The sequence below is a fragment of the Marinomonas sp. BSi20584 genome (genome assembly GCF_002792415.1).
Classification (GTDB): Bacteria; Pseudomonadota; Gammaproteobacteria; order Pseudomonadales; family Marinomonadaceae; genus Marinomonas; species Marinomonas polaris.
Genome location: NZ_KZ454874.1, coordinates 18,229 through 34,022 on the forward strand (window position 1 = coordinate 18,229; position 15,794 = coordinate 34,022).

14 protein-coding genes are annotated in these 15,794 nt (G+C 42.7%); 12 read left to right on the forward strand and 2 right to left on the reverse strand.

What is annotated here, in order from left to right; translation table 11 throughout:
* Positions 1–60 precede the first annotated feature (60 nt).
* From TY87_RS07055 to TY87_RS07095, 9 genes are all read left to right on the forward strand, one after another.
* Complete coding sequence (locus TY87_RS07055; protein WP_232617087.1) at positions 61–3,267, forward strand: ATP-binding protein; 3,207 nt, start codon at positions 61–63, stop codon at positions 3,265–3,267.
* Between the two features lie 30 nt (positions 3,268–3,297).
* Entirely contained in the window at positions 3,298–3,645 is a 348-nt protein-coding gene (locus TY87_RS07060) for an Hpt domain-containing protein (RefSeq protein WP_100186528.1), read from the forward strand.
* Positions 3,646–3,874: 229 nt separating this feature from the next.
* Positions 3,875–5,176, forward strand: a complete 1,302-nt coding sequence (gene ugpB / locus TY87_RS07065) for a sn-glycerol-3-phosphate ABC transporter substrate-binding protein UgpB (RefSeq protein ID WP_072838833.1) — start codon at positions 3,875–3,877, stop codon at positions 5,174–5,176.
* A 102-nt stretch (positions 5,177–5,278) separates the two neighbouring features.
* Positions 5,279–6,157 carry a sn-glycerol-3-phosphate ABC transporter permease UgpA gene (gene ugpA / locus TY87_RS07070; protein ID WP_100186529.1) on the forward strand — a complete coding sequence of 293 codons (879 nt, stop codon included), beginning with the start codon at positions 5,279–5,281 and terminating at the stop codon, positions 6,155–6,157.
* Complete coding sequence (gene ugpE, locus TY87_RS07075; protein ID WP_100186530.1) at positions 6,154–7,002, forward strand: sn-glycerol-3-phosphate ABC transporter permease UgpE; 849 nt, start codon at positions 6,154–6,156, stop codon at positions 7,000–7,002. The genes ugpA and ugpE overlap by 4 nt, the downstream gene beginning before the upstream one ends.
* A gap of 2 nt (positions 7,003–7,004) precedes the next feature.
* Entirely contained in the window at positions 7,005–8,072 is a 1,068-nt protein-coding gene (locus TY87_RS07080; protein WP_100186531.1) for a sn-glycerol-3-phosphate import ATP-binding protein UgpC, read from the forward strand.
* Positions 8,073–8,079: 7 nt separating this feature from the next.
* Entirely contained in the window at positions 8,080–8,853 is a 774-nt protein-coding gene (locus TY87_RS07085) for a glycerophosphoryl diester phosphodiesterase (RefSeq protein ID WP_100186532.1), read from the forward strand.
* A 50-nt stretch (positions 8,854–8,903) separates the two neighbouring features.
* Positions 8,904–9,662: a DeoR/GlpR family DNA-binding transcription regulator gene (locus tag TY87_RS07090; protein ID WP_100186533.1), complete on the forward strand. Its 759-nt coding sequence runs from the start codon at positions 8,904–8,906 to the stop codon at positions 9,660–9,662.
* A gap of 7 nt (positions 9,663–9,669) precedes the next feature.
* The gene (locus tag TY87_RS07095; RefSeq protein WP_100186534.1) at positions 9,670–10,518 is read left to right on the forward strand and encodes an HAD family hydrolase; all 849 of its coding nucleotides are present in this window, start codon (positions 9,670–9,672) and stop codon (positions 10,516–10,518) included.
* Between the two features lie 23 nt (positions 10,519–10,541).
* On the opposite strand, the gene TY87_RS07100 is transcribed toward TY87_RS07095, so the two are convergent.
* Positions 10,542–11,465, reverse strand: a complete 924-nt coding sequence (locus tag TY87_RS07100; protein ID WP_100186535.1) for a DUF808 domain-containing protein — start codon at positions 11,463–11,465, stop codon at positions 10,542–10,544.
* Positions 11,466–11,502: 37 nt separating this feature from the next.
* Positions 11,503–12,270 (reverse strand): IclR family transcriptional regulator, encoded by a 768-nt coding sequence (locus TY87_RS07105; RefSeq protein ID WP_072838839.1) that lies wholly within the window; start codon positions 12,268–12,270, stop codon positions 11,503–11,505.
* 173 nt (positions 12,271–12,443) lie between these two features.
* Between TY87_RS07105 and TY87_RS07110 the strand changes: the two genes are divergently transcribed.
* The 3 genes from TY87_RS07110 (at position 12,444) to TY87_RS07120 (ending at position 15,783) form a co-directional block, all read left to right on the forward strand.
* Positions 12,444–13,628, forward strand: coding sequence for a GAK system CofD-like protein (locus TY87_RS07110; protein ID WP_100186536.1), 1,185 nt, complete (start codon positions 12,444–12,446; stop codon positions 13,626–13,628).
* Between the two features lie 168 nt (positions 13,629–13,796).
* Positions 13,797–14,816 (forward strand): response regulator, encoded by a 1,020-nt coding sequence (locus TY87_RS07115; RefSeq protein ID WP_198432053.1) that lies wholly within the window; start codon positions 13,797–13,799, stop codon positions 14,814–14,816.
* A gap of 4 nt (positions 14,817–14,820) precedes the next feature.
* Positions 14,821–15,783, forward strand: coding sequence for a GGDEF domain-containing protein (locus tag TY87_RS07120; RefSeq protein WP_100186538.1), 963 nt, complete (start codon positions 14,821–14,823; stop codon positions 15,781–15,783).
* Positions 15,784–15,794 lie beyond the last annotated feature (11 nt).

Genomic DNA, 15,794 nt, shown 5'->3' on the forward strand with positions numbered 1-15,794 from the left:
AGTTGCTTTTTATTACATAACGTAACCAATATTAAATCTTAAAAACTCGTTGTTTTAGCTATGCTTAAACCATCTTTGATGGAGCAAGTGGATATGATGAGAGTGATTACGGTAGTCGCTTTAACTGCGTTGGGGTATTTTATCCTTGGCGTTGTAGGGTTGGCTGTTGCTATTTCACCGGGATACTCAACGATTATTTGGCCAGCTTCTGGTTTTGCGGTTGTGGCTTCTATCTTTTTTTCTAAGCAAGCGCCGTTCGGTATTTTCCTAGGTTCTTTGTTACTAAACATTGGTGCGACTTGGGTTAATCATCATGTTTTTGCTTGGTCTCTTCCTGCTCTTATTGCTTTTGGCTCGACGTTGCAGTCTTTTGTTGGCGGCTATTTGGTTCGCCGCTTTGTAGGTATACCTTTTCAATTTCATCGTACTAGTTTAGTGGTTAGGTTTATCTTTTTAGCCGGTGTCTTATCCACCTTGATTAGTGCTAGTGTTGGTTCAACGTCGCTGCTTTCTTTTGGCATCATTGGTAAAGAGGAGTTTCTAACCAATTGGCTGGTTTGGTGGGGCGGTGACATGATCGGGGTACTGGTTATGGTGCCTTGGTTAGCCGTGTGTTTCCCCAAATATTTTGGTAATAAATTTGATCATCCGCTGCGATTAATCGGCGGTTTTTTAACTGTGTTGGTTATTACGATTGTTCTGTCTTGGGGAAGCAGTTACTCGGAATGGAACAAGCAATCGAGAGAGTTTCGTTCTAATGCTGAATTGTTAGAAGTGCTGCTTAATAATCGAATTAAAAACAGTGTGGATATGCTGCATAGCTTTGTTGGTTTGATAAACGGTAGTGAGCAGATTGAGGCGAATGAGTTTGAGCTTTTTGCTGACAGTGTAATGCGACGAGATGATTCTATTCTTGGGGTGTCATTAAACTTTGCTGTAGCCGGAAAGGATATTGCTAGCTTTGAACAGATGATTCAAAAAAGCTACCCAGACCATACCTTTCAAGTGAAAAAAAGAGACAGCGAGGGCAAACTTATACCTGTTGCGCCAAGAACTCGACATATTGTAGTGACCTTTATTAGTCCCTTAAAGGGTAATGACGCAGCGTTGGGCTACGATGTTTATTCGCAAGCCGATCGACGTTTTGCCCTAGATAATGCGATTTTTCTTCGTGAAGCTTATCCAACAGCGCCACTTAAGTTGGTTCAAAATTCAAATGGAATATTGCTCTTTCTGCCTTTTTTTGATCGAAAAACAGATGCTTTTTTAGGTGTTGCTACAGCGGTTATTGAATTGGATGTGTTAACCGAAACGATTGTTAAGCAAGGCCTTCTCCCCAATACTGAGCTCTACTTGGTCGATACTGACAATGGAACATCCAAGCCTATTATCGTGACAAAAAATACGGCAGCTCATTTGTCTGCAGAAGAATTGGTTGCTCGTTACTACGCCGGTGAATTTCATCATGCGGTTAATTTCGTTATTAATGTCGGTGGCAAAAACTGGCAGTTGTATCAAGTTAGTGACAACTATTTTTTCAAACAGCCTTGGATCGTAAAATTCGTTTTAGCTTGTGGTTTTTTATTCACTGGTTTATTTGGTTGGTTTTTATTGATTGTTAGTAGTCACACTGCGGAAGTTGAAAATCGAGTGAGACTAAGAACCCGCGATTTACAGTTAGTTAATGAGCATTTAAAAGCGTCTGAACTAGAGCAGAGTAAAGCCAAAGAAGAAGCGCAAGAAGCCAACCGCGCTAAGAGTGAGTTTTTGGCAAATATGAGCCATGAAATTCGTACGCCATTAAATGGCGTTATTGGTTGTTTGTCTTTGTTGATGAATACGAAACTGCAGCCTGACCAGTCGAATTTAGCAAAAATATCTCAGCAGAGTGCGGAATCCTTGCTGGATATTATTAATGATATTTTAGATTTGTCTAAGATTGAAATGGGAACTTTAGTGTTAGATAAACAGGATTTTGAGTTACGTGCGTTAATTGAAGAAGTGACCAATATTTTTGTTTTAAAAGCCGAAGAAAAGGGCATTGTATTAAATTCGCCAACGACACCTATTCCTAATGTTACGTTGTTTGGAGACAGATTACGCATCAAGCAAGTATTGGTTAATTTGATGGGTAATGCGGTTAAATTTACTCAAGAGGGTGAAGTGGCGTTGCGATTTGCGATTGAGCCGCTAGCAGATGATAGTGTTATTTTGCGTATTGTTATTGAAGACTCTGGAATTGGTATTTCTAAAGAGAATCAAGGCCATTTATTCCAGCGTTTTAAACAAGCCGATGGTTCGACAACACGCAAGTTTGGTGGCACTGGATTGGGTTTAGCAATCAGTAAAGAAATCATCCAAGCCATGGATGGTGAAATAGGTTTAAACTCGGTAGAAGGTCAAGGTTCATCTTTTTGGTTTCGTATACCACTCACGCTTGTGTCTGCTATGGAGCATACTTCTGTGGCCGGTTATGCTTCAGAATCGGCGGTTAGAGTGACGTTAATTTATCGTAATAAAACTGGTCGCGAGTATGTTGCTGCATTGCTCGATTCATTTGGTGTCATTTACAATGCTTACGACAGTGTTAACGGTGCGCTTGCTGATAGTGAATGGATAGGAAATTGTATATTACTGGACTCAGATGTCGTTTCGGCTGTTTCTGAAGTTTCTGAATTAGAAGTGTTCTGTAAGAAGAATGCGATTAAGCAAGTATTACTACAAGGACGTTCAAGTATGGATTTTGATAAAGAGAAGTACGATGCTTCTTTAACGAAACCCGTATTTCAGCAGCCGTTACTGGACGTTCTTGAAAATCTAAAACAGTTAGTTGAAGGAGAGCCTGTGATGGCGGCGAAAGACGTAGAAAAAACACCAGATGGACGGCCAATATTTACAGCCAAAGTTCTATTGGCGGAAGACAATTTAACTAACCAGATTGTTGCTCGTGGTTTATTAAATTTATATGGCGTAGAAGTTGTGGTGGCGGAAAACGGTCAGAAAGCTGTTGAGCAAGCCCAATCAACTCAATTTGATATGATCTTCATGGATTGCCAGATGCCGGTAATGGATGGTTATGAAGCGACTCGAACCATTCGCCAGTTTACCGATGCTCAAACGCCTTCTGATGTAGCGATTGTTGCTCTTAGTGCTAATGCCATGAAAGGCGATGAAGACGAATGTTTTGCAGCTGGCATGAATGATCATATTGCTAAACCGATTTCACAAGATAAATTGATCGCAATACTCACAAAATGGCTTCCTTAGGGAATAGTATTGAGATGGAGATTCTTTGTCATGTTTGAGCCTGAGGTATTTGATAATACAGATTACGAGAGTCGTCTGGCCTACAACCACGAATTAATGACATTGGTTGCTGTGGAGTTTGTTAAAGAAGCGACGACTTTGTTAGGAGTGCTGCAGGCTCATATGGCTGATGAGGATTGGGATAATTTTGCTCTTGTGGCGCATCGTTTAAAAGGTGCTGCGTTGGAAGTGTCTGGTTATCGTTTTTGTCGATTAATTGCGGAGATGGAAAAACTTTCAATAAAGCGTGAAAGTGGTCTGCTTCCGACTAGCTATGTGACTTTGAATGATGAGTTTAAGGCCTTAGTGCTTGCCCTTAATCAAGAAGTTTTGCGTTAAATTTTATCTAATAGATCTTTTAATAACCTTTCATAGTGCTTTCGTTTTTACTTATTTTTCTTTCATTTCTGCTGTTTTTGCCTATCTTTCTTCTGTTTATTCGTTAAAAAAGTTTCATTTGAATTACAATTGTATTTCAAATGAAACCTAACTATCATCAAAGTGAAACATTTTCTTTCTATAGTCGTTCTTTCTTTTCTAATAAAAACTCATTGTGAGGAACACGGAAATGCATAATTTGAAGTTAGCGTCAGTTGTTGTTGGTTTATCTATTGCGAGTTCAGGCTTTGCCGCCACTGAAATAGAATGGTGGCATGCAATGGGTGGTGCAAATGGCGAAAAAGTAAATGAAATCGCTAAAGCGTTTAATGATTCGCAAGACGCTTATGAAGTGAAGCCAGTTTATAAAGGCAATTATACCGAGACAATGACGTCAGCTATTGCCGCGTTTCGTGCGAAACAACAACCTGCTATCGTTCAAGTCTTTGAAGTGGGTACCGCCAGTATGATGGCGGCAAAAGGCGCTATCTATCCAGTATATAAACTGATGAAAGATTCAGGTCAGGCGTTTGATGAAAGTGCTTACTTGAGTGCAGTTACGGGTTATTACTCGAACAGCGATGGTCAAATGCTTTCTATGCCTTTCAACAGTTCAACTCCTGTACTTTATTACAACAAAGATTTGTTCAAAAAAGCGGGTATTAGCCAAGCGCCAAAAACATGGCAAGATGTAGAAAGTGTTTCTAATAAATTGCTGGCGTCTGGCGTGACTTGCGGTTTCACCACGGCTTGGCAGTCTTGGATTCAATTGGAAAACCTAAGTGCTCGTCACAATGTGCCATTTGCTTCTTTGGATAACGGCTTTGGTGGTTTGAAAACAGAATTGAAATTTAATGGGCCATTGCAAGTTGCTCACGTACAGAAAATGGGCGAGTGGCAGAAGAGCGGTATTTTTAGCTATTCTGGCCGTACCAACGACGGCGCAGCGAAATTCTACAGCCAAGAATGTGCCATGTTTACCGAGTCTTCTGCAGGTTACGCAGGCATAAAACGTAATGCGAAATTCGACTTTGGTGTGGCTGAGCTTCCTTATTGGGAAGGTAAGGTAAAACAGCCTTCTAACACTATTATCGGTGGTGCATCTTTATGGGTGTTGCAAGGCCATTCTAAAGAAGAGTACAAAGGCGTAGCTTCTTTCCTAAGTTACTTGTCGAAAGCTTCTGTACAAGCGGATTGGCACCAATTTTCTGGTTACTTGCCAATTACTAAAGCGGCATACGATTTGACAAAAGAGCAAGGTTTCTACAAGGCAAATCCTGGTACAGAAACGGGTGTTATTCAAATGACAACGGGCACACCAACGGCAAACACCAAAGGTTTGCGTTTGGGTAACTTTGTACAAATTCGTGGTGTGATCGACGAAGCATTAGAATCTGTATGGAGCGGCGATGTAGATGCTCAAACAGCACTGAATACAGCGGTTGAGCGTGGTAATGCGCAGCTTCGTAAATTCGAAAAAGCGAACGATTAAATAAAATCTACGCCCTTATGTTTTAACGCATAAGGGCGTTTTTTTACTTACATAAATTGTTTTTCTTTTTTATTTGTCGTTCTCTTTTGTTTGGATTGTCCGATGACGGTTACCTTCCCCCAAAAAGGCCTGCCTTGGCTGTTGTTATTACCACAGTTGTTGGTGACGGCGATTTTCTTTCTTTGGCCTGCTGAGCAAGCTTTAGAACAAGCGTTTTACCAAGAAGACGCATTCGGTTTGAGTCGTGAATTTATTGGCTTAGAAAACTTTGCAGCCTTATTTACTGATCCTTTGTATTACCAGTCAATGTTGACTACTTTGGTATTCAGTTTTTCTGTTGCCATTGTGGGTATGTCTTTGGCGCTGTTGTTGGCCGTGATGGCGGATCGAGTGATCCGCTGCAAACTGGCGTATCAGACATTATTAATCTGGCCGTATGCCGTTGCGCCTGCTTTAGCTGGTGTATTGTGGTGGATTTTATTTGATCCGAGCATGGGGCCGATTGCCCTATGGTTGAAGTCTGCTGGTGTCGATTGGAACCATTACCTTAATGGTAACCAAGCCATGATATTGGTGGTGATAGCTTCTACTTGGAAGCAAATTAGCTACAACTTTTTATTCTTCCTCGCTGGTTTACAAGCCGTGCCACGTTCGCTTATTGAAGCGGCGGCGATTGATGGTGCAAGTCCCTTCAAGCGCTTTTGGACAATTGTCTTTCCTTTATTGTCGCCAACAACGTTTTTCTTGTTAGTGGTGAATCTTGTGTATGCCTTCTTCGAAACCTTCGGGGTGATCGATGCGACCACCAAAGGTGGTCCTGGTCAAAGTACGACTACCTTGGTTTATAAAGTGTTTAATGACGGTTTTGTCGGCTTAGATCTTGGTGGATCTGCGGCGCAATCTGTTGTGCTAATGGCGATTGTCGGTTTGATGACGGTCATTCAGTTTCGTTTTATTGAGCGTAAGGTGCAGTACTCATGATCGAAAATCGACCTTGGTTAACCTTTGCTAGTCATGCAACGTTATTAACGGGTATTGCTTTAGTGGCGTTGCCTGTTTGGATGGCGCTGGTGGCATCGACTCATCCTGCATCAGCTTTTGGTGCTGGGCATATTCCTTTGTGGTTCGGCGATGCTGGTGCGGAAACTTGGGGCACTGTATTGTTTGAAAAAGCCGGTAACGGCGTGGATACGCCAGTCTGGTTTATGATGCTGAACTCTTTGATCATGGCGCTGGGGATTACCTTCGGCAAAATCGCCATTTCGTTGTTGTCGGCTTATGCGATTGTGTTCTTTCGCTTCCCGTTTCGTAACCTGTGTTTTTGGGTCATTTTCATGACCTTAATGCTGCCTGTTGAGGTACGAATTGTACCTACTTACGAGGTGGTGGCGAATCTGGATCTGCTTAACAGCTACACGGGGTTAACCTTGCCACTGATTGCCAGTGCGACGGCGACTTTCTTGTTTCGTCAGTGCTTTTTAAGTATTCCGGGCGAGCTGGTGGAAGCTGCTCGAATGGATGGTGCTGGGCCGTGGCGTTTCTTTTTTGACATTTTGTTGCCGCTGTCTAGAACCAATATCGCGGCCTTGTTTGTGATCTTGTTTATTTACGGTTGGAATCAATATCTATGGCCTTTGTTGATCACCACAGACGACGCTTATTACACCTTGGTAATGAGTATAAAGCGCATGTTGTCGGTGACCGATGGTGATATCGCATGGAACCAAATTATGGCAACCACCTTATTAGCGATGTTGCCACCGGTTGCGGTGGTGATTGGCATGCAGAAGCTGTTTGTTAAAGGCTTAGTGGATTCGGAGAAGTAGTAATGACGGACGTTATTTTAGAAAAAGTTGGTAAGACCTATCCTAATGGTTATCACGCGATTCCAAGCGTAGATTTATCGATTGAAGAAGGTGAGTTTATTGTTTTAGTTGGTCCATCAGGCTGTGGCAAATCTACCTTGTTACGCATGGTGGCGGGGTTAGAAAGCATTTCGACTGGCGAGCTACGCATTCGTGGCGAGCGCATGAATGAAAAAGAACCAGCTGAACGTGACATCGCCATGGTGTTTCAGAACTACGCCTTGTACCCGCATATGTCTGTGTACGACAACATGGCTTATGGCCTGAAAAACCGCGGTATGCCAAAGGACCAAATTGCAGAGAAAGTCAGTGATGTAGCAAAAATGCTGGGTTTAACCGAATTGCTACAGCGTAAGCCGCGTCAGTTGTCTGGCGGGCAGCGTCAGCGTGTTGCCATGGGGCGCGCTATGGTGCGTGATCCGAAAGTGTTTTTGTTTGATGAGCCTTTGTCTAACCTAGATGCTAAGTTGCGAGTGCAGATGCGTGTTGAGATTCGTCAGTTACAGCGCAAGTTAGGCACTACGACCTTGTATGTTACCCACGATCAGGTGGAAGCCATGACCTTGGCGGATCGCTTGGTGGTGTTAAACAAAGGGAAGGCAGAGCAAATTGGTACGCCAATGGATTTATACAATAAACCTGCAACACCTTTTGTCGCAGCGTTTATTGGCTCGCCGTCGATGAACTTGATCAATGCAAATCTTACAGAGCAAGGTATTAAAATCTCTGAAGCCTTAACGTTGCCGCTTTCTCATCAACATCGAGGGGGTATTGTTTGGGGGATTCGTCCCGAGCATTTAGAAGTGAGCGATGAGCATAACGCCGATTTCGCTTTGCGTATACTGGCAGTAGAATCCTTGGGAGCAGAGACTCTAATTCACGGCAAAATAGAGACTGAATTAGGTAATGGCGAGCCGATGGTGGTACGTTTATCAGGGCCACATTTACCGGAGGTGAATAGCCTTATGTGGTTAACGGCGCCAGTGTCGCATTGGCACTTATTTGACGCAAAAACTCAACAACGATTGTGAGGTCGATATGGAAAACGGCAGTGTTTCAACAGGTTATATTGTTAAAGATAAGGTACTAAATACCAAAGTAATGGGGCATCGTGGTGCTGCATTATTGGCGCCAGAAAATACCTTGGCGTCTATTCGAGCGGCAGCCGAAGTCGGCGCGACTTGGGTAGAAATTGATGTGTATTTAATTGCCGAAGGTGGTCTGGTTATTTTTCATGATGACACACTGGATCGCTGCACCAATGGGACTGGCTTAACTCGCGATGCTCGTCCTACTGAAGTGGCTGAATTGGATGCTGGTGCTTGGTTCTCAGAAAAATTCGCTGGAGAGAAAGTGCCAACTCTATTGGACGCACTGGAATGTATTCAATCGTTGGGCCTTGGTTTGAACCTTGAGATTAAACACGATAGCGCAGACGTGGAAAATATTGTGCCTGCGGTCATGGCGATGTTGCGTGATCACTGGGAAGACAACAATAAGTTGATGATTTCTAGTTTTAACTTAGCGGCGTTAGAGCTTTGTTATGAGATTGATGCCCAGCGACATCTTGCTCCTTTGTATGAATACATCCCAGATGACTGGCAAGAGCAGCTTGCATCTATTAAAGCCTATAGCTTGAATTGTGATTACTCACGATTGACCGAAACTCAGGCGCGAGCGGTAAAAGCGGCTGGATATAAATTGCTGTGTTATACCGCTAATGATCCTAAAAAAGTGGAAGCGCATTGGGAATGGGGAATGGATGCGGTAATTACCGATGACCCAACGAAGTTTGCTTTTTTATCGGCTTAGCCTTTTCTGTGGCTGAGTTGTTTTTTTAATAATTTCACTAGGGCTATTTTGTGGGTTTGAATGAGCGACAAAACCAGATCTTAAACTGGGTACAGCAAGAAGACGCATTATTGGTGGAAGACATGGTGGCACGTTTTAACGTGTCATCACAGACCATTCGTAAAGACATTAATCAGCTTGCTGAGCGTCATCTTGTTCGTCGTACTCATGGCGGTATTGCTCCGGTTTCTAGTACGGAAAATTTGCCTTTTGATCATCGTCAATTTTTGAACAGTGATGCGAAAGAAGTGATTGCTGCTCAGGTTGCACAGATTATTCCTGACGGCGCCTCGGTGTTTTTAGGTATCGGTACAACGGTCGAATACGTGGCGAAAGCTTTGGTGTCGCATAATAATTTGCAAGTCTTTACCAACAACTTAACCGTGGCGAGCATCTTGGGTGATTACCCTGATGTTCGAGTGCGTGTGCTGGCAGGAAAATTACGCCATCGTCATCATGATTTAGTTGGTGAAGAGACCTTATCTGGATTGCGCCAATACTATTTCGACTACGGCGTATTAGGCTGTGGAGGCATGGATGAAGATCAAGGGATATTGGATTTTGACCCTGAGGAAGCGGCGGTAAGTCGAGTGTTGGTTGAACAAAGTCGTCACAGTTTGTTGGTCGCCGATCAACATAAGTGGGGACGCAAAGCAATGGCGCGGGTACAGCCTTTTTCGGCGATAGATTGGCTTTTTAGTGATGTGCTAACCGAATCGCAAACCCATTTACTCACCTCTCATGGTGTTCAAATTCAACTCTGTTCTTAGGACGAATATGTCGATATCTGTTTCTTCTTCGTTAGGCTCTTCTGGTTTAGAGCTTTCTGCTTTAGAACTTTCCTCTATAGATAAAAGTGCATGTCAAGGTTTGCGTTTTATCTTAACCGACTTCGATGACACGCTGACATGGGAAGGTCAGTTGCCTGTTGAGACATTGCGGGCTCTGGCGCAACTGGAAGCGGATGGCATTAAGGTGATTCCAGTAACAGGCGGTTGTGCTGGTTGGTCTGATATGATTGCCAGAGCACTTCCTGTTGATGGGGTGATTACAGAAGGTGGCGCATGTTTTATTGGTAGAACTGCAGACCGTCATCTGACGTACTCTTTCTGGCGTGATGAGTCAGAAATGCGTGCAGAGCAAGCGCATATATTGACTCAAGTGAATCAGGTTCTAACCCAATTCCCGCGTTTACGTTTGGCAAGAGACCAAGCTTATCGACTCACTGACGTGGCAATTGATTACGCTCAAGACGTTAAACCCGCTGCAGTAGCCGACAAAGAGACTTGTTTGGCAGCTCTGATTGCTATGGGCTTAAACGCTAAGGCTAGTTCGATACACATTAATGTGTGTTCGCAAGGTTACGATAAGTTTTCCATGGCGCAGCGCGTGTTAGGTGATGTGTATGGATTAAGTGAAGTGCAGCAGCAAGAGCAAGTGCTTTACGTTGGTGATGCGCCTAACGATGAAAGTATGTTTGCTCGTTTTCCACTGAGTGTCGGTGTGGCAAATATCGCCGAGCACTTGTCGATTATGCGTCACCATCCTCGTTATCAGACGACGCAACCGGGCGGCTTGGGTTTTGCCGAACTAGCTGAGTTTATTCTTTCTGCACGACAAGCTTAAATTATTGCTTGTCGTGTGGTTTCTTAGGTTTTTTTCTTGTTATCTTTTATCTTATTGAGAAGTGAAGCAATGCCAACGGCAACGCCACCTAGAATTAAGCCAACTGAGAAGCTAATGCCTGTGTTTATTAAGCCTGTAACAAGTGGGATTTGGGCGATTTCACCAGACACTGCCATGTCAGCAAGATGGTGCAAAGTTGGCAAGCCATGAACAAAAATACCGCCGCCAACTAAGAACATAGCAATGGTGCCGACGATGGTCAAAAGGCGGATCAGCATTGGCGCGCCTTTCAATATGACTAAACCAAGTTGTTTGACGAATACTGTGTTTGATTGGTTTAGGTGTAAGCCAATATCATCAAGACGCACGATTAACCCAACCAAGAAATATACACCGACGGTGACAATAACGGCGATCAGGCTAACGACAATGGCTTGTGTTAATAAGCTTTGTCCCGCCACGGTGCCAAGGGCAATAACGATAATCTCGGCCGATAAAACGAAATCGGTACGAATAGCGCCTTTCACTTTGCTTTTTTCTAGGGCTAATAGCTCTTTCGCTGAGTTCGCTTGCTTGACGTTTTTTCTTAGTATTTCTTTTTCTTCATGGTTGTCTTTAAAAGTGTGAAGGACTTTTTCCACGCCTTCAAAACACAGATACAAGCCGCCGGCCATTAATAAAGGCTGAATCAGCCAAGGTATAAACGCGCTGATGGCTAGCGCTAACGGCACAAGAATTAGTTTGTTAAGAAAGGAGCCTTTGGCCACCGCCCAGACGACAGGCAATTCACGATCTGCTTTGACACCTGAAACTTGTTCGGCGTTTAACGCAAGATCATCACCTAGTACGCCGGCGGTTTTTTTGGCCGCGACTTTGGAGAAAACAGCAACATCGTCCAGCAATGTAGTGATGTCATCAAGAAGTGCTAGTAAGCCTGTCATTGCCATGATCGTTTTCCCTGTGAAAATAAAGTGTCTTTATTACTTATTCGCAGGCGCCTAATCGTTTTGAAATGGTATCTGCTGCTTGTTTGACTTGTACTTTCATTTCTTCATAAACGTCATCGTTGGTACGAAAAGCGGGAGCTGTCACACTAATGGCTGCCACGGCTTCATTGCGTGAATTGAAAATCGGTGCCGCTGCACACTTTATACCTATTTCATGTTCTTCTAAGTCGAGAGAAATACCCGTTGTTCGAATAAGTTCTAGATTGGCTTTTAGGGCTTCAGAAGAGGTCAATGTATGTTCTGTGTGGCGAAAAAATGCTTGAGTGTCGATGACTGCTTGTTGTTTATCGTCTGGTAAAAAAGCTAGCATGGCTTTACCAACACCTGTGCAATAGACAGGACCTTTTTTGCCAACTGCAGAGTACAGCCGCAGACTTTTTGGGCTTTCTAGCTTATCAATATAAATCACATCAGAGCCATCTAGGACAGCAAGGTGAATGGTTTCTTGTGTGCTTGACCATAAGTCTCGCATCGGCTCAGCGGCAATATCTCGAATATCTAAATTAGCCCAAGTGCGATGAGCAAGAGCAAGTAATCCATACCCTGGATAATAGGCTTGTTTGTGTTCGTCGAAGCGGACTAGACCATGTTCGAGTAAGGTGTTTAATTGCCGATGAGCGGTAGCTTTAGGGAGTTCTGAAAGATCAACTAATTCAGCAAAACGTAAGGGTACCGGAGACGTGCAAACATGGTTGAGCATGTTTAACGCTTTGCTAAGTGATGACCCCGAGGTTTTGGTTTCCATGACGTTTCCTGTTGGTAATACGTGCTATTGTTTATTTCTCATTAGACATTTTAGCACCCTGTAGGATGGGAAGATAATACTCACCCATTTAAATATATTGTCACAACGCTTTGTTTTTTGATTTGCTATTATAACGTTGTTTCTATTTTGGTTTTATATAGATGAGGATTTGTATGACAAGCTCTATGCGTATTTGGCGTCGTATGATTATGCCTGATCTCGTCCGTGTTCATCGTTATCAGAGCTTGCCTGAGCAAGGCCCAAAGGTATTGTTTTTTAGTGGTGGCTCGGCTTTGAATAAAATTAGTCGAGTGTTTAAAGAATACACTCATCATTCAGTACACTTAGTGACACCTTTTGATTCGGGTGGCAGTTCTGCACGATTGCGTGCTGAATTTGATATTCCTGCGGTCGGAGATTTGCGCAGTCGCTTAATGGCGTTAGCAGATGAAACCGTAATGGGTCAGCCAGAAGTATATGATTTATTTACGCATCGTCTTCCTCAGCAAGCGGAAGCGTTAGCATTAAGAGAGCAGTTGCAGTTGTTGGTGTTGGGTGAGCATCCGTTAATTGAGTGTATTCCTAACCCGATGAAAGCCTTGATTCAAACGCATTTAGCGGTGACTCAAGCACGTATTCATGCTGATTTTGATTTGCGCGGTGCCAGTATTGGTAATCTGATAATGGCTGGTGGATATTTAAATAATCAGCAGCAGTTGGATCCGATCGTTTTTTTGTTTTCGCGATTAGTTAAAGCTTTAGGCGAAGTGAAAACGACACTGGATGCTAGCTTGCATTTGGGTGTCGAACTTGATAGCGGCGAAATTGTCTTAGGGCAGCATAGGATTACGGGAAAAGAAACTGATGAACTGTCTAGCCCGATAAAGCGAATGTGGTTAAACAAAGGTTTACGTAATATTGTGCCGACGAATTGTCATATCGCGGATGATCGTAAAGACGCCATCGAAAGTGCTGACTTGATTTGTTATCCACCAGGTAGCTTTTATAGCAGTTTACTTGCCAATCTTTTGCCCGAGGGTGTTGGTAGATCGATTTGCCAAAACCCTAACCCTAAAGTGTATTTGCCCAATTTGGGTACTGACCCAGAGCAACATGGCTTGTCATTAATGGAGCGAGTAAAACGTTTAGTTTCTACGGTTATGGCCGATACAGAGGTTACTGGTTTGTACTCAGCATTGGATTATCTGTTACTTGATGATTCATATAATTATGGCGAGCTAGACAGCCAATTATTGAATGGTCTAAATGTTGTTGTTATAAGAACGCCATTGATTACTGAAAAGCAGCATAAGTACGATGAGCGTTTAGTTGCTAGAGCTTTGTTGTCTTTTGTTTAAATTCACAGACTTAAGTGACAAAAAAAGTTTGTGCTATCTTTAAATAAGATAATTAAATGCGGTTTGGATTAATTCTGGTTACGTGACGTAACATTTTTGTGTTTTTAAAAACAAGGTCTTAAGTGTCATAGTATGTAGTATATGGTACTGATCAAAAAGAGAGTGGTAATGAGTACACGAGTACTGATTTGTGACGATTCAAAAATTGCGCGTAAGCAATTAGCAAGAATATTACCGATAGACTGGGATGTCGAAGTCGAGTTTGCTGAAGACGGTCAAGAAGCACTGGATATATTATCGTCTTCTGCTTTTGATATTTTATTCTTAGATTTAAATATGCCGGTGAAAGACGGCTATGAAACCCTTGAAGTCTTGCGGTCTTTTAATCCGTCACCTGCTGTCATCGTTGTGTCTGGTGATGTTCAACCAAAGGCCATTCAGCGGGTAAAGGATATGGGAGCAATTGCCTTTCATAAAAAGCCAGCATCCGCAGAAGAACTACGTAGCTTACTAATTTCTTTGGGACTTTTTTCAACTGATAATGATGATAAGCAAAATAAGGTTGTTGTCGATCAGCCTACAGCTGCAGAGCAGTTTACGCTTAATGAATGCTTGCAAGAAATTTCGAATATTGCCATGGGGCGTGCTGCTAGTGTTTTAGCAGAGATGCTGAATGTATTTATTAAATTGCCGGTTCCGAGAGTTAATATTTTGGAGGTTGGCGAACTGCAAATGGCACTTGATTACAGTGTTAAAGATGACAGCTGTTCAGCGGTTTCACAAGGTTTTGTTGGTTCTGGTATTGCATTTGAAACACTGCTTATTTTCAGTGATTCTAGTTTTCCTGACATGGCAAAACTTCTTAATGTGACGGAAGCGATCGATAGTATTGTTGAAGTGGAACTTCTAATGGACGTATCGTCCGTATTGGTTGGACCATTTATTGATGCATTTGGTAAGCAGCTAAATATCGATTTTAGCCATAGTCACCCGGCCTTACTTGCGCAGCATGTCAAAGTATCCGATTTGGTTAACGCAAAAAGAGCCAAATGGAAGCGTACGTTATCCGTTGAAATTGTTTATGAAGTTGAAAACTACCAAATTAGTTGTGATTTGATGATGTTGTTTACAGAAGACTCTGTATCCGTATTAGAAAACTTACTGTCCTATTTGGTTGAGGAAGAGTAAATACATGAGCAGTAGCGCAGAAGACATGATGGAACTGCATTGGCTATTCGATATGCTGCAGCATATTGACGTAGGCCTAGTGGTATTGAACGACAAATACGAAATTAAACTGTGGAACAGCTTTATGGAAAACCACAGTGGTGTCAGTTCTTCTATCGCCAAAGAGCAATCTTTATTAAGAGTTTTTCCAGGCATTAATAGCAATTGGCTTGAGCAAAAATTAGATAATGTGATTGCCTTGCGGACTTCAATTTTTATTTCCTGGGAACAGCGTCCCCATCTTTTCCCATTTAAAAGTTATCGTCCTATTACTGGTATGGCTGACAAGATGTATCAGAACGTCGCCTTACGTCCCATTACTAACGCAGATGGCACGGTAAAGTTCGTTTGTATGGTTGTTTATGACGTGACAGATGTAGCGACTAATAAAGAGTCATTATCGAATGCTAACCAAAAATTGGACTTCCTCAGTAAGATGGATCCGCTGACTCATTTGTTTAACCGTGGCAGTGTGGATAAAAAGCTGAATAGTGTTTTTGATATGTTTTTGAGTGGTGCTGGGTCCCATTCTTTAGTCATGACGGACATTGATTTCTTTAAAAAAGTAAATGATCAATATGGTCATCCTGCTGGCGATTTAGTATTGCAAGCTGTATCTAAAGTGTTGGGCAGCAGTATTCGAAAAACAGATTTTGTTGGGCGCTATGGTGGTGAGGAGTTTGTGATTTTGTTGCCAAATACCGATGCTGCCGGGGCTCTATTTTTCTGTGAGTCGGTGCGAAAGAAAATCGCCGATCTGAAAATTAAAACTGCAAATCATGAAATATCTGTGACTATGAGTTTTGGTATTTCTGAAGCAAGTCGTTCAGATAAGGTTCCATGTGACTGGCTTGGTCGATCTGATGAGGCCTTGTATAAAGCGAAAGAAAACGGCCGCAATCAGTCTGTTGTGTATTCAAAAGAGTAATTACAGCCTTT